This window comes from Desulfitobacterium sp. LBE (assembly GCF_007830365.1).
Taxonomy (GTDB): domain Bacteria; phylum Bacillota; class Desulfitobacteriia; order Desulfitobacteriales; family Desulfitobacteriaceae; genus Desulfitobacterium; species Desulfitobacterium hafniense.
The window spans coordinates 5,348,454-5,366,475 of the sequence record NZ_VLKD01000001.1; the positions used below are offsets into that span (position 1 = coordinate 5,348,454).

Annotated in this window: 21 protein-coding genes; 16 read left to right on the plus strand and 5 right to left on the minus strand. The window is 47.5% G+C overall.

The features are described from left to right. Positions 1 to 72: 72 nt before the first annotated feature. The 4 genes from nusB (at position 73) to gltA (ending at position 3,768) form a co-directional block, all read left to right on the plus strand. Positions 73 to 519, plus strand: a complete 447-nt coding sequence (nusB, locus tag DESLBE_RS25380) for a transcription antitermination factor NusB (RefSeq protein WP_011460271.1) — start codon at positions 73 to 75, stop codon at positions 517 to 519. Continuing rightward, positions 485 to 1,450, plus strand: a complete 966-nt coding sequence (locus DESLBE_RS25385) for an O-sialoglycoprotein endopeptidase (RefSeq protein ID WP_172625499.1) — start codon at positions 485 to 487, stop codon at positions 1,448 to 1,450. The genes nusB and DESLBE_RS25385 overlap by 35 nt, the downstream gene beginning before the upstream one ends. A 75-nt stretch (positions 1,451 to 1,525) precedes the next feature. Then, complete coding sequence (locus tag DESLBE_RS25390) at positions 1,526 to 2,374, plus strand: sulfide/dihydroorotate dehydrogenase-like FAD/NAD-binding protein (protein ID WP_026183767.1); 849 nt, start codon at positions 1,526 to 1,528, stop codon at positions 2,372 to 2,374. Between the two features lie 2 nt (positions 2,375 to 2,376). Next, a complete protein-coding gene (gene gltA, locus DESLBE_RS25395; protein ID WP_144678510.1) occupies positions 2,377 to 3,768 on the plus strand; it encodes an NADPH-dependent glutamate synthase in 1,392 nt (463 codons plus the stop codon). An 89-nt stretch (positions 3,769 to 3,857) separates the two neighbouring features. Here gltA and DESLBE_RS25400 read toward each other — a convergent pair whose 3' ends face one another. The 5 genes from DESLBE_RS25400 to DESLBE_RS25420 form a co-directional block, all read right to left on the minus strand. Then, on the minus strand, positions 3,858 to 4,361 hold the full coding sequence (locus DESLBE_RS25400; RefSeq protein ID WP_144678511.1) for a hypothetical protein: 504 nt from the start codon (positions 4,359 to 4,361) through the stop codon (positions 3,858 to 3,860). A gap of 106 nt (positions 4,362 to 4,467) precedes the next feature. Next, positions 4,468 to 4,953: a DUF4829 domain-containing protein gene (locus DESLBE_RS25405; RefSeq protein WP_144678512.1), complete on the minus strand. Its 486-nt coding sequence runs from the start codon at positions 4,951 to 4,953 to the stop codon at positions 4,468 to 4,470. Positions 4,954 to 5,055: 102 nt separating this feature from the next. Beyond that, entirely contained in the window at positions 5,056 to 6,339 is a 1,284-nt protein-coding gene (locus DESLBE_RS25410) for an amidase domain-containing protein (RefSeq protein ID WP_243131380.1), read from the minus strand. Positions 6,340 to 6,501: 162 nt separating this feature from the next. Continuing rightward, positions 6,502 to 6,831, minus strand: coding sequence for a hypothetical protein (locus DESLBE_RS25415; protein WP_243131381.1), 330 nt, complete (start codon positions 6,829 to 6,831; stop codon positions 6,502 to 6,504). Between the two features lie 120 nt (positions 6,832 to 6,951). Beyond that, positions 6,952 to 7,173, minus strand: a complete 222-nt coding sequence (locus tag DESLBE_RS25420; RefSeq protein ID WP_144678513.1) for a LuxR C-terminal-related transcriptional regulator — start codon at positions 7,171 to 7,173, stop codon at positions 6,952 to 6,954. A 280-nt stretch (positions 7,174 to 7,453) separates the two neighbouring features. On the opposite strand from DESLBE_RS25420, the gene DESLBE_RS25425 reads away from it, so the two are divergent. The 12 genes from DESLBE_RS25425 to DESLBE_RS25480 all read left to right on the plus strand — a co-directional run bounded on the left by DESLBE_RS25425 (position 7,454) and on the right by DESLBE_RS25480 (position 18,019). Beyond that, the gene (locus DESLBE_RS25425) at positions 7,454 to 8,014 is read left to right on the plus strand and encodes an RNA polymerase sigma factor (RefSeq protein ID WP_144678514.1); all 561 of its coding nucleotides are present in this window, start codon (positions 7,454 to 7,456) and stop codon (positions 8,012 to 8,014) included. After that, positions 8,007 to 8,750, plus strand: a complete 744-nt coding sequence (locus DESLBE_RS25430; protein ID WP_144678515.1) for a DUF4367 domain-containing protein — start codon at positions 8,007 to 8,009, stop codon at positions 8,748 to 8,750. Before DESLBE_RS25425 ends, DESLBE_RS25430 begins: the two co-directional genes overlap by 8 nt. Before the next feature lie 197 nt (positions 8,751 to 8,947). After that, positions 8,948 to 9,802, plus strand: coding sequence for a tetrahydrofolate dehydrogenase/cyclohydrolase catalytic domain-containing protein (locus DESLBE_RS25435; protein ID WP_011460266.1), 855 nt, complete (start codon positions 8,948 to 8,950; stop codon positions 9,800 to 9,802). Next, positions 9,802 to 10,437: a cyclodeaminase/cyclohydrolase family protein gene (locus tag DESLBE_RS25440; protein WP_144678516.1), complete on the plus strand. Its 636-nt coding sequence runs from the start codon at positions 9,802 to 9,804 to the stop codon at positions 10,435 to 10,437. The genes DESLBE_RS25435 and DESLBE_RS25440 overlap by 1 nt, the downstream gene beginning before the upstream one ends. Before the next feature lie 431 nt (positions 10,438 to 10,868). After that, the gene (locus DESLBE_RS25445; RefSeq protein ID WP_005810938.1) at positions 10,869 to 11,819 is read left to right on the plus strand and encodes a magnesium transporter CorA family protein; all 951 of its coding nucleotides are present in this window, start codon (positions 10,869 to 10,871) and stop codon (positions 11,817 to 11,819) included. A gap of 84 nt (positions 11,820 to 11,903) precedes the next feature. Beyond that, on the plus strand, positions 11,904 to 13,115 hold the full coding sequence (xseA, locus tag DESLBE_RS25450; protein ID WP_035242863.1) for an exodeoxyribonuclease VII large subunit: 1,212 nt from the start codon (positions 11,904 to 11,906) through the stop codon (positions 13,113 to 13,115). A gap of 28 nt (positions 13,116 to 13,143) precedes the next feature. Beyond that, a complete protein-coding gene (gene xseB, locus DESLBE_RS25455) occupies positions 13,144 to 13,389 on the plus strand; it encodes an exodeoxyribonuclease VII small subunit (protein ID WP_018211232.1) in 246 nt (81 codons plus the stop codon). 4 nt (positions 13,390 to 13,393) lie between these two features. Next, positions 13,394 to 14,263 (plus strand): polyprenyl synthetase family protein, encoded by an 870-nt coding sequence (locus DESLBE_RS25460; RefSeq protein ID WP_144678724.1) that lies wholly within the window; start codon positions 13,394 to 13,396, stop codon positions 14,261 to 14,263. A gap of 8 nt (positions 14,264 to 14,271) precedes the next feature. Next, complete coding sequence (locus tag DESLBE_RS25465) at positions 14,272 to 14,715, plus strand: divergent PAP2 family protein (protein WP_005810945.1); 444 nt, start codon at positions 14,272 to 14,274, stop codon at positions 14,713 to 14,715. Positions 14,716 to 14,738: 23 nt separating this feature from the next. Continuing rightward, a complete protein-coding gene (locus DESLBE_RS25470) occupies positions 14,739 to 15,344 on the plus strand; it encodes a hypothetical protein (protein ID WP_005810947.1) in 606 nt (201 codons plus the stop codon). Continuing rightward, on the plus strand, positions 15,322 to 17,217 hold the full coding sequence (gene dxs / locus DESLBE_RS25475) for a 1-deoxy-D-xylulose-5-phosphate synthase (RefSeq protein ID WP_144678517.1): 1,896 nt from the start codon (positions 15,322 to 15,324) through the stop codon (positions 17,215 to 17,217). Before DESLBE_RS25470 ends, dxs begins: the two co-directional genes overlap by 23 nt. Next, a complete protein-coding gene (locus DESLBE_RS25480; RefSeq protein WP_144678518.1) occupies positions 17,210 to 18,019 on the plus strand; it encodes a TlyA family RNA methyltransferase in 810 nt (269 codons plus the stop codon). Before dxs ends, DESLBE_RS25480 begins: the two co-directional genes overlap by 8 nt. The last annotated feature ends 3 nt before the right edge of the window (positions 18,020 to 18,022 follow it).

Below are 18,022 nucleotides of genomic sequence, written 5' to 3' on the forward strand. Positions count from 1 at the left end.
AAAGCAGAAAATAATACATAGAATCAGAGTTCTTGGCGACATAATCATAACAAATAATTCTAGGAGGAACCTATGAGCCGCAGATTAGCTCGGGAAACCGCATTGCAAGTTTTATTCCAGCTGGAGATGACTGGGGAAAGCCAGGACCTGAAGTCCGCAATTCACAAATGGGCGGATGAATTTGCTGTTCCGGAAGGAAGTATTCCTTTTGCAGAGGAACTGGCGGAAGGAACATTGACTCACAAAGAAGTGATCGATGAGAATCTGGAGAAATTATCCGAAGGCTGGTCATTAGCACGGATGGCTAATGTGGATCGGAATCTTTTACGCCTTGCCAGTTATGAAATCCTCTTTCGGAAAGATATTCCCGGCCGGGTGACCATTAATGAAGCCATAGAAATCGCCAAACGCTATGGCAGTGAAGAATCCGGCAAATTTATCAATGGTATATTGGATAAAGTCGTGGAAAGCGTCAACAAAAAGGATGAAAAAGGGAATGACACTCTATCTCGGGATTGATACAAGTGCATATACCACTTCGTTGGCGATTGTGGATGAGCAGGCTGAACTGGTCTATGAAAACAGGAAGATCTTGACTGTTCCGGAAGGGGAGAGAGGGCTTGCTCAATCGGCAGCCCTTTTTCAGCATGTTCAGAATTTGCCTCAACTGGTGACCGCAGTGCCTCCTCAATATTGGGAGAAAGTCAGCGCTCTGGGAGTAAGCACCGCGCCCCGTCCTATCCAAGAGTCCTATATGCCGGTTTTTCTTCCCGGATATGGTGTGGCAGCGGCCATGGCTTCCGCTCGGTGCATCCCTCTGGTTGAAACAAGCCACCAGGAAGGACATTTAGCGGCAGGAATTGCTTCCAGCAAACTTAAAGAATCCCATTTCCTGGCCATTCATATTTCAGGAGGAACCACAGAGCTTCTGGAAGTCCATCATACACAGCCCGGGAAACTCGATATACAGCTTTTAGGTGGGACAACGGATCTTCATGCCGGTCAATTCGTGGATCGGGTAGGAGTCCGCTTAGGACTGGCCTTTCCTGCGGGTAAAAGCTTGGAGGAGCTGGCCCGTCAGGCTGATCCCGGGGCAGCGGCATGGCTTCCTTCCGCTGTCAGGGGCTTTGAAGTGAGCTTTTCCGGAGTGGAGACCGCTGCCCAAAGATTGATCGATCAAGGTAAGAATCCCGCCGACGTGGCTCGCGCCGTGGAAGGGTGTATTGTGCGAACCTTAGGGAAATTATTGCAGGCAGGAATGGAAAAGACCACACTGTCGGAGATTCTCATTGTGGGTGGTGTAGCTTCCAATCAATTTATCCGCAAAGAGCTGAAAAAGCGATTGGCCCGACATGCCAATCTCCACTGGGCGGAGCCTGATTGGAGCCGGGATAACGCGATTGGTGCAGCCCTGCTGGCCTTTGAAAAAGTCAGGGGATGTATAATTTAGGCAGGAGATATGACAGACCATATCGAATAGTTAGAAAGTTATTATTTTTTTGCATGAAATTAAGGAGGAGTGTACGTGTATCGGGTAGTGAAAAGAAGGCAGCTTGCTTCAGCTCCTTGCATTGTTTTGCTGGAAGTTGAAGCTCCGGCCGTCGCAGCAAAAGTTGAACCAGGCCAATTTGTCATTGTGCGTATGGATGAACAATCTGAACGTATCCCGCTTACAGTCATGGACTTTGATCGGGAAAAGGGCACCATCACTATTGTCATTCAGGATGTAGGCTATTCCTCAGCGATGATTAACTCCATGGAGGAAGGAAGCCATTTCCTTGATTTTGTAGGTCCCTTGGGAGTCCCTTCCGAAATTGAAAATCTGGGCACGGTGGTTTGTATCGGCGGCGGACTTGGCGTGGCACCGGTATACCCCATTGCCCGGGCTTTAAAAGAAGCCGGCAATAAGCTTATTTCCGTAATTGGCGCCCGCAGCGCCGATATCCTTATTCTTGAAGAAGAAATGGCGGCTATTAGTGATGAGCTGGTGATTGCCACCGATGATGGCAGCAAAGGGGTCAAAGGCTTTGTCACCAATGGCCTGGAGCAGATTATCGCTCAGGGCACGAAGATTGATGCCATTTGGGCCATCGGACCGGTGGTCATGATGCGCTCTGTAGCTAATTTTACCCGTCCCTTAGGGATCAAAACCATTGTCAGCATGAACCCCATCATGGTCGATGGGACAGGGATGTGTGGCGCTTGCCGTCTCAGTGTAGGAGATGAGACCAAATTCGCCTGTGTGGATGGCCCTGAGTTTGACGGCCATCTGGTGGATTTCGATCTGGCTATGAAACGGCTCAGTTTTTATAAAGATGAAGAAGAACGTGCCAAAATCTCCAAAGACTGTGATTGTGGAAAGGGGGCGCAATAATCATGGCCTTAAAAGTACCCCGTCATGAAATGCCCTGCCAGGACCCTAAAGAGCGTGCTCACAATTTCAATGAAGTTGCCCTGGGATATGCTTCGGAAACGGCTATCGAAGAGGCTCAACGTTGTCTTCAATGCAAGAAACCGAAATGTGTTGAAGGCTGCCCGGTGAATATTTCCATTCCTGAGTTCATTCAAAAAATCACGGAAGAAGATTTTGAAGGAGCCGCAGCGGTTATCAAGCAGAGCAGTTCTTTACCTGCAGTGTGCGGCCGGGTTTGTCCCCAGGAGTCCCAATGTGAGGCTAAATGTATCTTAGGCATCAAAGGTGAATCGGTGGCCATTGGCCGTTTGGAGCGCTTTGTGGCTGATTACGAAATCAGCAAAGGATGTAAGATTCCCGAAGTGGCTCCACCCAGCGGTAAAAAGGTGGCGATCATTGGAGCAGGTCCGGCAGGATTAGCCTGTGCCGGTGATTTGGCCAAAGCCGGGCATAAAGTGACGATCTTTGAAGCCCTCCATGTGGCCGGCGGCGTGCTGATGTATGGTATTCCTGAGTTCCGTCTGCCCAAAGATATTGTCCAAAATGAGATTTGCAATTTGGAACCGATGGGTGTAGAGATTCTGGTTAACCAAGTGGTGGGCAAAGTAACCTCCGTTCATGAGCTTATGCAAAACGGCTATGATGCGGTGTTCATCGGCACAGGAGCCGGACTGCCTAATTTCCTGGGAATTCCCGGTGAAAATTTAAATGGCGTCTATTCCGCCAATGAGTTCTTAACCCGTACCAATCTTATGAAGGGATATCGCTTCCCTGAGTATAAGACCCCGGTTAAAATAGGCAAAAAAGTCGCTGTCTTTGGGGCCGGCAACGTGGCTATGGATGCTGCCCGTACTGCCCTGCGTTTGGGCGCGGAAGAAGTCAGCATTGTCTATCGTCGTTCCCGGGCGGAAATGCCTGCCCGTCATGAAGAGCTTGAGCACGCCGAGGAAGAAGGGGTTAAATTCCAGCTCTTGACCAACCCGGTAGCCATCCAAGGGGATGAAAAAGGTGCGGTCAAGTCCTTGACCTGCCTCCGCTATGAGCTGGGAGAACCGGATGCCTCCGGACGCCGTAAACCTGTGGCTATTCCCGGCTCGGAGTTTGAGATCGAAGTGGATACGGTGGTTGTCGCCATTGGGCAAGGTCCCAATCCTTTGGTCACCCAATCCACAGAAGGCTTGGAGCTGAACAAATGGGGCAATATCGTGGTCAATGAAGAAACGCTGGAGACCTCCATTCCCGGAGTGTTCGCCGGGGGCGATATTGTGACCGGTGCCGCTACGGTTATTCTGGCTATGGGAGCCGGCAAGAAAGCCGCCGCGGGAATTAACGCTTATCTTAAGAATAAGGGTTAATTCCAGGCAGTGAAGTTCGGGTAATAGAATAGCGTAAAAATAGGAAGCAAGCCTTTTGGAGAAGATCTCCGGAGGCTTGCTTTTTCCAATTACTCCATTATGGTTTTGACTAAGGAATGGAGTTCTTTCACAGCCTCTAAGGAGGCTTCGTCCTTTTGATTGATATAGGATATGGTTCTCTTTTCCTGAATTGTGGCACTGTCGTTCAAGATGAGTTCCGTTTCTGAGAGTATTGCCAGTTGAACTTCGTAGAGAACCTGGTTGTATTCCCCCCGTTCCAAAAGCTGAATGAAATAGGTGGTGTCCTGGCTGAATACCCGCCCTTCCTGAAATACTTCTTTCTCCTGTTCAAGATTCATCTTGCTGAATTTTATCTTCTCCAAACGATCCACGATAGTTTTGATGTGTTCCCTATCAGTAAATTCTGTGGTGCCGGAGTTGCCTCGAGTCACTGAGAAAGTAGAAATTTTATCTTTGTGTACCGGCGCGATTTCCTGAAGGGTGGATTTTTCCTTTTCTTGACTGCATCCGGCAAGCCCAATGATCATACCTAGAATGAGAGTCATTAAAATTGAGATTTTCTTGGTTCGCAAAGATATCACCTCATACAGTTATTTTATGCTCAAACCTTAACTTTCCCAGCCTTTGTAAAAAGATTTATAGAGAGATATTCGATAGACAGAGGAGATTTAGGGAATGCTAAACACCCCAATCATGGATAACCCAGGGAGATTCTTCGGTTTCTTTAATGAGAATATAATCCCAGTTATCCATGCTTATGCTTGCATCCCCGGTTTCAAATTCGGAAAAAATGACATAAAGACACATGGATTTATAGGGGTCGTGACCATAATTGGAACGATAGCTGCTCGGGGGAATAAGAGCTGTAGTATATCTGCCCGGGTATTCGATAGAGTCAATTTTCATTGTAATACTATCAATGTTGCCATCATGATAAAGTCCTCGCATGTGCTTGCCTAAGAGCTTGTTTACAGTTTCCAGATCTCCGCTGTTTAAAGCCTCAGCATAGTCCTGGATCACTTGTTTGCCTTCTTCGATATCCTCCGCCGTAATGTTTTGCTCATCTAAAGGGGTATTGGTTTGAATGTTATTTTGTACAGGAGAGCAAGCAATCATAGTGAAGGGAAGAATCAGCAGGAGCACGGTTAAAATCAATTTTTTCATGCCTAAGTGTCATTCCTTTCAATATAGCTAAGTATGGAAGAAATCGGAATTGCCAGGTGCTGAAGGGTTTAAAGCAATTCCGGTTTTCATAAAACAGCTTGCTCAGCTACTGAAGCTGGCACTATTGAAGGACATTTTTCTTAAATAGCAATTATTTCCGCCCCATGTTTGAATAAGTTCCCAGAGATTTCGGTTGTACAGATTAGGTGTGTGCTGTGATACCAAGACCTGGTTATATTCCGTTGTGGAGGAGTCCAGGCTGTAGGTTACAAATACTGAATGACCATAGTCTCCTGAACTGCCGCGCCGGACCTGTAAGGCATTTCCATAATAGATAGTGCTTGGCGAAAGGTTATAGTAAGGCTGGTTGTTATTTGTGCCTGTTGCTCGCGGACCGTTCCCTGTATTTGCGGTAACGTAATTCCACAGATGTTTGGCAGTTTCCCAGTTAGGAGTTCCTCCTCCTCCGATCGCACCAGCTTGCCATACATTGTTAACCATTCTGACCCTGTTACGGATATTATTCTTGGTTTGTGTATCATTTCCTTCAACATACCCTCCATAACCGGCCCAAATGCATTGAGAGGCGAAATTGGTACAATCCCCTCCAGAAGCAGTGTAAAAGAACCGTTCAGATTCACTAGACTCAGCAAACCGGTGGGCCCAATTGCGGGCAAGCATTCTGTTAAAGGAATAGGTTGCCATAGGGGTTACTTCGCTTGCCGGTTCTATGCTAGCTGGCGGATTTTCTTCACTGGCCTGGAGCTTTCCGGAAATATATTGGGCGGCATCCCGGATGTTATGAGCCCATTCTTCTGCCGTTTGATGGGTAGCCTCAGCTTTACTTATCCGGGAAGAGGTAAGCTTTTCCTCAACGGATTCCTTGAAAGGATCAAATTCGGAGAAGTCCGATTCAATGGAAGTGATTTTATACCCATCATTTTGCTGGACCAGCTTAAATCGATAACCAATATTGCTCATCGAAGAGTCTGCATCCGGCGTTGTGGAGTAGGTATAAGCACAATTCATTAACAGGCTTACATTCACGGCATCTTTTGCATAAGCAATCTCCTGATAATCCAGATCAACTTTATAAGTGGTGTAGCTTAGCCCTACCAACTTATTTCCCTCAACAAAGATCTCGTGCATTTTCTTATAGAGTAAGGTGTTTTCGTTTTCTACAACCAGATCATCGGAATCGATAAGCTCAAGAGTCTGATAGGATTTGAAATAGTTGTCAAAATACTGGGAGATCACAGATTTGACAGCCTCTTCTGCGGATAAAGGATTTGAAGTATTTGTTGCTGCCAAAGTATTAGGTGCAATACCGAATACAAATAACACAGCTACGATCAGGTAGGCGAAGATGTTTCGTTTGGTTTTCATTAAATCAACCTCTTTCAACTCATTTTAAAAGGGGTGCTAATTTGGAAATAAAGCGTTCCGCTTGTCAATACCAATAACTTGAACTTGTGTAAAAAGCCTTTTCTACCAAGACATCATTCTGATAGACCGCTCCTGTCGAAACCAGCCTATAATAATACCCACTCACGACATACCTTTTTTAAGCAGATACCCGCTGTTGGTGTTGGAAGTACTCGTCCAACTTTTGATGGTTTGCCAGCTTCCATTGCTGTATTGCTGGATGCTGGCATCAATGACGACTTTATTTACGTTGCTGCGGGCGTAAAGACTGGTATCAAATTGAGCTAAACCACTGCTGGAAATATCAAAAGAATTGGTGAATTCAGTAATGTGGGTCCAGATTGGGCCTACTTCTGATTCTGTTGCCTGACTTGTGCCCTGAGCAAACATTGACGCCGGGATCAGACAAAGAATTAAAAGTGACAGGGCAAGCACTACTGCTTTCCTCCTCATGGTAATCACTCCCCTTCTTTGACCTAAGCATATACTTATACTTTCTTCTATGTCTATTTTGTACCGTTTTATAATGCTGGTCTATCCTCCACAGGGAGGATGTTTTCGACTGTTTTCTTCCTAAATGTGCATTTTATGCACGAATTGAATCAACTTAGTTTGGCTTGAAACTCCCAGCTTGCTGTGAATATGTTTGAGATGAGTCCTTACCGTGGTTATTTCAATAGTTAAAACAGCTGCGATTTTTTTGCTGCTGTAACCTTTTACCCTTAATCGTAAGACTTCCTTTTCTCTATAGGTTAAGCTTTGGATACCCCGATTTTGATCAGCCGGAAAATTCATGTCCTCCTCCTTCCTAAAACGTTACACTTTGAAAGCTATAGTGTCGGATGCCGGCATCAATAATGATTTTATCCTTCATACCAATTAACAAATGAGGAAGGGAGTTTGTTACACTTATTTGGAAGAAACTTTCAAAAAATTTAAGGTAATGGTTATAATAGCTGCTGTTTTCCCAAGGTATCCCTAAACCTGTAAGTTTAAGGATATTATGATATAATTGTAACAATCTGCTGCCCTGCCCAGAATCACTAAAGTCACCCTGAAAAAGGAGGAAAAACTCATGCTGATGGCCCTCGCTTTCCTGCATAATAAAAAAAGCCGCAGCCAGCTGGAAGCTTTATATAGAGATCATGCATCCGCTATGTATAAGGTAGCTTATCGAATCCTGAAGGATGAACATCTGGCCGAGGACGCTGTTCAGGAAGCCTTTATTAATATCGCCCGCAACCTTAATAAAATCATGAGCACCGGGTGTAACAAACCAAGAGCTCTATGCGTTATTATTGTTAGGAACGCTGCCATCAATATTTATCGGCGAAGAAAAAAACAATACAGCATGGCTGTGGAAGAGATCGAAGAACATATCTCTGAGCCGGGCCCCAGTGTTGAGGATATCATCCTGGACAATGAGGCTTTTACCAGAGTGGCAGAACTTATCAATGAATTACCGCCTGCTTACGTCGATGTTCTTGCTCTTAAACTCTATTACCATTATAACGACGAGGAAATATCCCGGGTGTTGAATATTACGCACGGAAGCGTCCGCACCCGGCTCCATCGGGCCCGCAAGTGTCTGCTCAGGTTATTAGCTCAGGAACAGGAGGGAACGCATCATGAGTGAACAGGAATCAGCAAAAATACAAGCCAAAGAAAAAATGATGGAGGCCCTCCTGGAATATGCTGCGGCCTGTCATGTGGAGAATATAACTGCTGAATATCCGCTGGAGGACGATTCCTCTTCCGAGGTTATCCTTTCCCCTGAATTTGACCGGAAAATGCAGAAACTGATTGCTAAGCTTGACAGAAAGGAAACATTGATCAAGCTAAAAGAACGAACCATCAGGTTCCTGCCTAAAGCAGCCGTTTTCTTGCTGGTCTTAATAGGATGCTTTACAATCGTCGTGGCCAGTGTTCAAGCCTTAAGAGTAAAGGCCTTAAATATCATTCTGGATATACAGAATCAATACACCAGTATTCAATCCACGGATAAATATAAAGAGCAAGCTGAACAGAATAAGGAGCAGGTTCCGCCGGATTGGCAGGGGTATGCCCCAAGCTATGTTCCCCAAGGATTTAAAGTGGACAAAACAGAAAAACGGAACCATCTGGAAGCCATTCATTATGCCAACGATCAGGGTCAAACTATCCGCTTCACCCAGTACTTGAACAGCAATACTGATGTGAGAATAGATACTGAAGGTGCTGCGGTGCAGAATATTATGATTCACGATAAGGAGGCAATTTTAGCCGAAAAGCAGGGGCTGGTCAGCATTGTCTGGGAAGATGATACTCTGTTTTCCCTGATCGGAGAAGCAGAACGGGCAGAGTTGATCAAGATGGCCGAGAGTATCAAGTAAAATAATAAAAGATCCTCCACGGAGTGAATAATAAAACGAGTTGACTATAACTTGGTGATTAATGACGGAATAATCGAAAAGTTTACAAAAATACCTCATAAATTGTTCCCAAGGAAAGGGAATTCCGGCCGGAATGGAGAATAGTAAAGGACGAACTGATATAGTTTATGGATAAGAAAGAGAGGAGTGGGATTTCATTGGCTCAATTGCTGGACGGAAAAGAAATTTCCAAAGTCTTAAAAGAAGAGATCAAGGAAGAAGTAAAGAGGTGGAAGGAACAGGGGGTTAATCCTAAGCTGGCGGTGGTTCTCGTCGGAGATGACCCGGCTTCGGTGGTCTATGCGAAATCCAAGCAAAAAGTGAGTGACAGCTTAGGCATTGACTTTGAACTCACCGTATTGCCCGCCGACAGTTCAGAAGAGTCCATTCTGGCTCTTATTGATTCCCTTAACGCTAATCCCGATGTTCATGGTATTATGATCGAGCTGCCCTTGCCGAAACATATTTCGAAGGAGCGTGTCATGGCAGCCGTGCGCCCTGATAAGGATGTGGACGGAGTTCATCCCATTAACCGGGGCTATATTCTCAGTGGGGAAGAAGGTCTGTTTCCGGCAACTCCGGAAAGCTGTATCGAAATTATGCTCCGTTCGGGAGTTGAAATCGCCGGCAAGCATGTGGTGATTGTCGGGCGGGGAGAGACAGTCGGCAAGCCTTTGGTTTTCCTGATCCTAAAACATAATGCCACCGTGACCATCTGCCATTCCCGTACTCCGGATCTGGGAGCTTTTACCCGTCAGGCGGATATCATCGTGGCCGCTGTAGGTAAAGCAAAACTTGTCAAGAAAGATATGGTGAAACCAGGTGCCATCGTCGTCGATGCCGGTATCAATGAGATCCCGGGCGGAATCTGCGGGGACGTTGATTTTGAGGAAGTTAAAGAAGTCGCTTCCCTTATCTCACCGGTACCAGGGGGCGTAGGCTCATTAACCACCGCCTTGATCATGAAAAATGTTCTGAAGGGAATCACTCTGCAGCGCAAGGAGGGTCAATAATGGCTGAGAACACAATCTGGCAATGGACAACTGCGGAATTCCTGGCCCAGTCCGCCAGTGCCGCCCCCACTCCCGGCGGCGGCAGCGTGTCCGCTTATGTGGGCGCTTTAGGCGCTTCCATGGTGTGCATGGTGGCCAATCTGACTGTGGGTAAGGAAAAATATAAGGATGTAGAGCCTCAAGCCCAAGTCATCCTGGCCAAAGGTGAGAAGCTCCTCCATGATCTGAAAAATGGTTTGACCCAGGATATTGAAGAATTCTCTAATTTCATGGCTGTCTTGAAGCTTCCTAAGGATACAGAGGAGCAAAAACAAGCGCGATCGGCCAAAATGCAGGAAGTTCTGGTTTCTGCTACGGATACCCCTTTGGCCATTGCTCAAAACTGCTATGCGGTTCTGGAGCTGGCCCAGGAGCTGGCCCCCATCGGCAATAAAGGAGCCATCAGCGATGTGGGTGTGGCCGCCTATCTGGCTGAAAGCGCCCTCAAAGCAGCTATGTTCAGTGTGGACATTAATCTGCCCCAGGTCAAAGACAGTGATTATCAGGAGAAGGTTAAAGCGGAACGGGAACGCCTCTTTGCTCAAGCCGAAAAGCTTAAGAATGAGACCGTAGCCGTGGTGCAAAGCAGACTGTAGTTTTTGATGCCTGCCTTTAAGCTTTTTCACAGAAGTTATGGGCTTAAAGAAGGGGCTTTATAAACGGAGCTGCAGAGAGAGTATAGTTGTTTAAGCATGGGAGTGTCACAAAACTGTTTTATTTAAAGCAGCCGGTGACGCTCCCATTTTAAGTATGGTTGAGTTTTCCTTTGGGCCATAATAATAATAGTCTTTGGCCTTCGGAAATAAAAAATATGTAACATGATGCATTTTTATAAGAGCGCAGCTTATTGACACATATTAACTCAAGGAGTATAGTTCTAATGGAGCTTAAAATGACGGGATGGTGATTAAACTGGACGCTGGAGGCCCTAGTCGAAGGAAATTGAATATTTTATCCAAAAATAGGGGTGTGTCCGGTTTTAAAGCAGGATTTGTGATTCAACCGGCCACCTGAAGGGGGAGACCGGATGATCAAAATTTGTAAAAATGATGCAGGCAATTATCAGGAACTATCCTTGGACAATCTGGTTAAGGGAGCCTGGATTCAACTTGTGAATCCCACTGCATGGGAGCTCAATGCCGTAGCGGAGGCTACGGAAGTGCCCATGGATTTTCTTAAAGCGGCTCTGGACGAAGAAGAACGATCGCGTATTGAGCTGGAAGACCATTGTATGCTGGTGATTACCAATATTCCCTTGATGATTAATGAGACTAATTACGATACGCTGCCTTTGGGGATGATTATCTCAGAAGACCACATTATCACGGTCTGCCTGGAAGATAATCCGGTATTTTCGGAGTTTAATGCCGGTACCTACCGGAATTTCAACACGGCAAAGCGGACCCGCTTTTTATTCCAGATTCTTTATAAATCGGCTTCTTATTATCTTAAGTATCTGCGCCAGATTAACAAGTACACGGATCGAATCGAGATGGACCTGCGCACCTCCATGAAAAACCAGGAAATTTTTCAATTGATGGATCTGCAAAAAGGCTTGACCTATTTCACGGTCTCGCTGCGCTCCAATGGAGTGGTCATGGACCGTCTGATGCGTTTGCGGTCCAATAGTCAAAGCCAGCACTTGATTAAGATGTATGAAGAAGACGAGGATTTGCTGGAAGATGTCATCATTGAAAACAATCAGGCGATCCAAATGGTTGAGATGTACAGTCATATTATTGTTGGTTTCTCCGATGCTTTTGCGTCGATCATCTCCAACAATCAGAATATGGTCATCAAGCTGTTGACTTCCATAACCATTACCATGGCGGTACCGACCATGTTGGCCAGTTTTTGGGGAATGAATGTTCCCGTTCCTTTTGGCGATAACCCTTACGGTTTTGGCTTGGTTACCGTGATTGCCTTTAGTATTGCCGGCATCAGTGCCTTGACCTTGTGGAAAAAGAAAATGTTCTGATAGGGGGGGAGACCTCCCTTTTTGCTTTTCCTCCATCTTGAAAAGTCGCAGGCATCTTTGTATTATGAGTAAGAGGTGAAAAATGTGCCTAAGATTTGGACCGTTGCCGAATTAACACGAGAAATCGGTCAGACCCTCAATGATAACCCGGATTTTGTAAATTGCTGGGTCAGCGGGGAGATTTCCAATTACAAAAACCACCGTCCCTCGGGACATTGGTATTTTACCTTAAAGGATGAGCAGTCCAGCATGAAGGGGGTCATGTTTCGCAGCCGTGCGGAACGGGTTCGTTTCACCCCCCAGGATGGGATGAAAGTGCTGGTGCGGGGAAGTATCCGCATCTATGAACGGGATGGCACGATTCAGCTTTATGCTGAGGAGATGCAGCCCAGCGGAGTAGGTGCTCTTTATTTGGCCTTCGAACAGCTTAAGGAACGCTTGGGCCAGGAAGGTTTATTTGCGCCGGAGCGCAAAAAAGCCATCCCCCGTTATCCTCGTCGCATCGGCATTGTTACCAGTCCCACAGGGGCTGCCATTAAAGATATCCTGAAAGTTATGTTTCGCCGTAATCCGCAAATTTCCTGGATTCTGGCACCGGCCGCCGTTCAAGGAGAACTTGCTCCCAAGGAGGTGGCTCAGGCCATTGCCCGGTTGAATCGGCACTCCCAAGTGGATGTGATCATCGTCGGCCGCGGCGGCGGCTCTCTGGAAGAGCTGTGGGCCTTTAATACCGAGGAAGTGGCCCGGGCCATCGCAGCCTCCGGAATTCCGGTGATTTCTGCAGTAGGCCATGAAACCGATGTGACCATTGCGGATATGGTAGCGGATCTGCGGGCTCCCACACCTTCTGCTGCGGCTGAGCTGGCTGTCCCTGTCTGGCTGGAGCTGAAATCCGATCTCAAGGGGCTGGAGGACCGGCTGCACAGCACCATGAGCTCACAGCTGCAGCGGAAAAGGCAACGGTTGGACAGCCTAAAAACCATAGGACCTCTTTCCAATCCCTTCTGGCGTATCGATCAGAACCGCCAACGCCTGGATTCCCTCAGTGAACGTGTGGAGCAGGGCATGACTAGATTTGTTTCTGATAAAAATGGTATACTAAAGCTATTGACTGCAAAGCTGGATTTATTAAGTCCTTTAGCAATTTTGGGGAGGGGCTACTCCCTCACCTATGGTCCCAAAGGGAATGTTCTGCGCAAAAGCGATGATATCAATGTTGGTCAACAGGTGCAAGTGCGGCTGCAGCAGGGGATACTGACCTGTGCCGTATTGGCCAAGAGTGTTGACTCAGATTAATACAGCAAATTCTTAAAGGGGAAATATGATGGAAGCAGTGAATAAAGAGTTATCCTTCGAAGAAGGGATCGAGCATTTAGAGCGTATTGTCCGTGAGCTTGAGCAAAAAGAGGTCCCACTTGAGCAGGCACTGAATCTCTTTCGCCAGGGAATTGAGCTTGTTCAGAAATGCAATAACCAGCTTGATTATGCTGAAAAGCAAATGCAGATTCTCCTGGAGAATCCCAATGGGGAGTTGGAAGTACGCCCGGCCGATTTTCCTGTGGAAGGATGATTTGATGTTTCAAAAGGAATTAGAAGATTATGCTCGCTTAGTGGATTCGTATTTGGCACAATTTCCTTGGCCAACCGGCACTTTAACTGAAAGCATGAAATATTCCCTTTCCGCAGGGGGCAAACGCATTCGTCCTGTTCTGGCTCTGGCGGCGGCACATGCTGTGGGAGGGGACTGTGAAGACATCCTTCCGGCGGTCTGTGCTTTGGAGCTGATACATACCTATTCATTGATCCATGATGATCTTCCCGCCATGGACAATGATGATTATCGGCGGGGACGTTTGGCCAATCATAAAGTTTTTGGAGAAGGGCAGGCCATTCTTGCCGGTGACGCCCTTTTAACCTATGCTTTTGAACTGCTTGCTCAGCCCATGAGTGGGGTAGATTCTCAACGTCAGTTGCGGGCTGTCAGGGAAGTTGCCCAAGCAGCGGGGCCGGAGGGAATGGTCGGCGGTCAGATGCTGGATTTGGAAGCTGAAGAAAAGCAGTTAAACCTTGCTGAGCTGGAGCAGGTCCATCGTCTGAAAACCGGAGCGATATTGGTGGTTGCCGCCCGTTTAGGAGCAATTCTCGCCGGAGGAACGGAAGAGAAGATCGAAGCGTTGACCTGCTATGCTCAAGCCATCGGTCTGGCTTTCCAGATTAAGGACGATATTCTTGATCTGGAAAGTGATAGCGAGACCTTAGGCAAGCCTGTACATAGCGATCTCCGCCAGCATAAATCCACTTATCCCTCTTTAATGGGTTTGGCAGGCGCTAAGCTGGAATTGAAGATAAAGACCGATGAAGCTCATGCCGCCTTGGCGGTTTTAGGAGAGCGGGCCGGCTTTCTGCACGAATTGGCTGATTATATTGCTCAGCGGAAGTATTGAGGTGAAGCATGAGCGTACTATCGGAAATTCTGGATAACCACATACTGATCTCTGCTATGATAGCCTGGTTTATTGCTCAGACGTTGAAACTGATCATCAATTTTTCCATCCATAGAACCTTTGATGTGGCTTTCCTCTTCAGCTCAGGAGGGTTTCCCAGTTCCCATTCCGCCACCGTGAGTGCTCTGGCCATTGGCGTTGGGAAATACTATGGATGGAGTTCACCGACTTTCGCCATTGCTGCGATTTTCGGCATGATTGTCATGTACGATGCGGCCGGAGTACGGCGGGCGGCCGGCAAACAAGCGGAAGTGATCAATCAATTGGTAGAGGGACTTTATCAGCAAATGACTCATCTGTCCCAGGAGCGCCTTAAGGAGTTAATCGGCCATACACCCTTTGAAGTCTTTGCCGGGGCGATTGTAGGTATTATTGTTGGGGTGCTGATGTAAGGTCATGATGTGGAGGGTCACTGTTGGGATATAAGCGAAAGAGCTGGAAGCATATTGCCTTTGTCTTCCTGCTCAGTTTTACATTAGCGGTCATCACCAGCCTGGGAACGACAATTTTAATGAGGAAAACCAATCTTGGCTTAGCCCTGATTCTTTTGCTGGTCATTGTTATTATTAATATTGGTTTTGATGTGATTGGAACTGCTGCTACCGCTGCTACCGAGCAGCCACATCACGCCAAAGCGGCCAATAAGGTTCCCGGTGCCCGGCAAACTGTCTTTTTGGTCCGCCATGCGGATACGGTGGCGAATTTTACCAATGATATCGTTGGCGATGTGACAGGCGCCATCAGCGGCGGGATGTCCGCTTCCATAGTCTTAGAGATCATCAGGACCTATCCGGCCTTAGAGGTTCATGAGATTTGGATTGATACCCTGCTGATTGCCCTGGTGGCCTCCGTTACCGTAACGGGAAAGGCTGCGGGCAAGACCTTTGCTATTCAAAAAGCTGATGAGATTATTGGGCAGGTGGGGAGTCTCACGGCCCGAATTGAAGATTTAACAGGTTGGACAATGACAGATAAAAAACGGAAGGGGGGAAAGCGACATGGGAATTCTCGCAAAAATTGAGCAGCCCCGGGATTTAAAAGGACTGACTTATCCTGAACTGGAACAGCTTGCTCAAGAAATCCGCGCCGAAATGATCGATGTGGTCTCCGCCAATGGAGGGCATCTGGCTCCTAATCTTGGCGTCGTAGAATTAACTCTTGCCTTGCACCGGGTCTTTGACAGCCCGAAAGATAAAATCATCTGGGATGTAGGCCATCAAAGCTATGTTCATAAACTGGTCACAGGCCGGCAAAAGGAATTTAAAAGCTTAAGGCTTTATAAAGGTCTGTCCGGCTTCCCGAAACGCTGTGAAAGCCCTCATGATTGCTTTGAAACAGGTCACTCCAGCACGTCTATTTCCGCGGCGGTAGGCTTTGCCAAAGCAAGAGATCTTCGTAAAGAGAAGAATCAAGTGGTTGCCGTCATCGGTGATGGAGCCATGACCGGGGGAATGGCTTTTGAAGCATTGAATCATGCCGGTCATACCAAAACCAATATGATTGTGGTCCTTAATGATAATGAAATGGCGATTGCCCAGAATGTGGGAGCCATGTCTTCTTACCTTAACCGGCTGCGTACGGACCCCCGCTATGATCGCAGCAAAGACGAAATTGAAAATCTGCTGAAAAGGATTCCGGGAATCGGTTCCAAGATGGCCAAGGCAGCGGAGAAAGCCAAAGACAGCTTAAAGTATCTGCTGGTGCCGGGACTATTATTTGAAGAGATGGGTTTTACCTATCTTGGCCCGGTTAACGGTCATGATCAAATCGCTTTGGAACAGGTTTTTGAACAGGCCAAGATGGTCAAGGAGCCTGTACTTGTTCATGTTTTGACTCAAAAAGGGAGAGGCTATGAGCCTTCGGAGAAAAACCCCGCTCTCTTTCATGGGGTGGGACCTTTCAATAAGGTGACCGGGGAAGTGATCAAAAAACCGGCTCCCCCCACCTATACCCAAGTCTTTGGTGAGACTCTGTGTGAACTTGCGGAAAAGGATCCGCGGATTACAGCGATTACAGCGGCCATGCCCAGCGGCACCGGTCTTAATCTCTTCGCTCAGAAATTTCCTGATCGTTTCTTTGATGTAGGAATTGCGGAGCAGCATGCGGTGACCTTTTCCGCGGCCTTGGCTTTTGGTGGCATGAAGCCTGTGGTGTCCATTTATTCTACCTTTTATCAACGTGCTTACGACCAGGTTCTCCATGATGTCTGTCTGCCCCATGCCAATGTGGTCATGGCCATTGACCGGGCCGGAGTGGTCGGGGATGACGGACCAACCCACCATGGAGTTTTTGATATTTCTTTCTTAAGAGTGATACCGAATTTGGTGTTTATGGCGCCGAAGGATGAGAATGAGCTGCGCCATATGCTGTATACTTCTTTGCAGCTGGACGGACCGGTGGCCTTGCGTTATCCCCGTTCTGTGGGCCAAGGGGTGGAGCTGACTGAGGAGCTGAGGGAGCTTCCCGTGGGTAAAGCCGAGATCCTTCAAGAAGGTAAGGATATTACTCTGATCGGGGTGGGCCCGATGGTGTATACCTGCCTGGCTGCGGCGGTTGAGCTTCGCCACCGGGGAGTGGAAGCCACCGTCATTAATTTGCGTTATATTAATCCTTTGGATAAGGAGTCTATTCTGCGCTATGCCCGGATGACCAAGCGTATCATCACTGTGGAGGACCATATGCTGGCCGGCGGTATGGGAAGTGCCGTCGTGGAAGTTCTGGCGGATGAGGGACTGGCCGATGTGGTCGTCGAGCGTTTAGGCTATGACGGGTATGTGGATCAGGGAGCCATCTCTCTGTTGCATCAAGGGTATGGATTGTCTGTTGTTGGCATACTAAAGGCAGCGGAGCGTTTAAAGGTTTTACAGCGGATTGAGGGTAGAAGCAGTGTCTAAAGGGAAAGAGCGACTGGATAGTTTGCTGGTCAAAAGAGGATTATCCTCCAGCCGGGAAAAAGCCAAGGCCACCATTATGGCCGGGCTGGTCTATAGCCAGGGGCGGCGGCTGGATAAGCCGGGCCTGGAACTGGCGGAGGATACCGTTCTGGAAGTCAAGGGAGATCTCATACCCTATGTTTCCCGGGGCGGTCTCAAGCTGGAGAAGGCCCTCAAAGTATTTCCCGTATCTTTCGCTGAAGCTGTTGTCGCCGATATTGGCGCCTCTACCGGAGGGTTTACGGATTGTGCTTTGCAAAACGGTGCCCAGCGGGTCTATGCCATTGACGTAGGCTATGGACAGTTGGATTGGAAACTGCGTACGGATTCCCGGGTTGTCTGCATGGAACGGGTCAATGCCCGCTACCTTGAGGGGGATTCTTTGCCGGAACAGGTGGATTTTGTGGTATCTGATGTGGCCTTTATCTCCGTCACGAAGATTTTTCCGGCCATGCTGAAGATACTCAAAGAGGATGGCCAAATTATTACTTTAATCAAACCTCAGTTTGAAGCAGGACGGGAGCATATCGGGAAAAAGGGCGTTGTCAAGGACCCTCAGGTTCATCAGGAGGTCCTGGTTCATGTCCTTGAAGAGGCGGAGAAAAACGGGCTTAAGGTTAAAGGTTTGGACTTCTCACCGATCCGTGGTCCGGAGGGAAATATTGAATATCTGGCCTGGTTAAACCGAAAACAGGAGAATAACTTGCCCTGGCGGGAATTGATTCCTGAGATTGTACAAGATGCTCAAGGAGGAAGGTCGTGAGAA

Bases quoted from the DNA above. Each gene is read 5' to 3' on its own strand.
- DESLBE_RS25445 (WP_005810938.1), top strand. From the start codon at position 10,869: ATGATCAAAATTTGTAAAAATGATGCAGGCAATTATCAGGAACTATCC.
- DESLBE_RS25465 (WP_005810945.1), top strand. From the start codon at position 14,272: ATGAGCGTACTATCGGAAATTCTGGATAACCACATACTGATCTCTGCT.
- xseB (WP_018211232.1), top strand. From the start codon at position 13,144: ATGGAAGCAGTGAATAAAGAGTTATCCTTCGAAGAAGGGATCGAGCAT.
- DESLBE_RS25415 (WP_243131381.1), bottom strand. From the start codon at position 6,831: ATGAGGAGGAAAGCAGTAGTGCTTGCCCTGTCACTTTTAATTCTTTGT.
- DESLBE_RS25405 (WP_144678512.1), bottom strand. From the start codon at position 4,953: ATGAAAAAATTGATTTTAACCGTGCTCCTGCTGATTCTTCCCTTCACT.
- DESLBE_RS25385 (WP_172625499.1), top strand. From the start codon at position 485: ATGAAAAAGGGAATGACACTCTATCTCGGGATTGATACAAGTGCATAT.
- DESLBE_RS25440 (WP_144678516.1), top strand. From the start codon at position 9,802: ATGGCTGAGAACACAATCTGGCAATGGACAACTGCGGAATTCCTGGCC.
- nusB (WP_011460271.1), top strand. From the start codon at position 73: ATGAGCCGCAGATTAGCTCGGGAAACCGCATTGCAAGTTTTATTCCAG.
- DESLBE_RS25420 (WP_144678513.1), bottom strand. From the start codon at position 7,173: ATGAATTTTCCGGCTGATCAAAATCGGGGTATCCAAAGCTTAACCTAT.
- DESLBE_RS25430 (WP_144678515.1), top strand. From the start codon at position 8,007: ATGAGTGAACAGGAATCAGCAAAAATACAAGCCAAAGAAAAAATGATG.
- DESLBE_RS25425 (WP_144678514.1), top strand. From the start codon at position 7,454: ATGCTGATGGCCCTCGCTTTCCTGCATAATAAAAAAAGCCGCAGCCAG.
- gltA (WP_144678510.1), top strand. From the start codon at position 2,377: ATGGCCTTAAAAGTACCCCGTCATGAAATGCCCTGCCAGGACCCTAAA.
- DESLBE_RS25460 (WP_144678724.1), top strand. From the start codon at position 13,394: ATGTTTCAAAAGGAATTAGAAGATTATGCTCGCTTAGTGGATTCGTAT.
- dxs (WP_144678517.1), top strand. From the start codon at position 15,322: ATGGGAATTCTCGCAAAAATTGAGCAGCCCCGGGATTTAAAAGGACTG.
- DESLBE_RS25410 (WP_243131380.1), bottom strand. From the start codon at position 6,339: ATGAAAACCAAACGAAACATCTTCGCCTACCTGATCGTAGCTGTGTTA.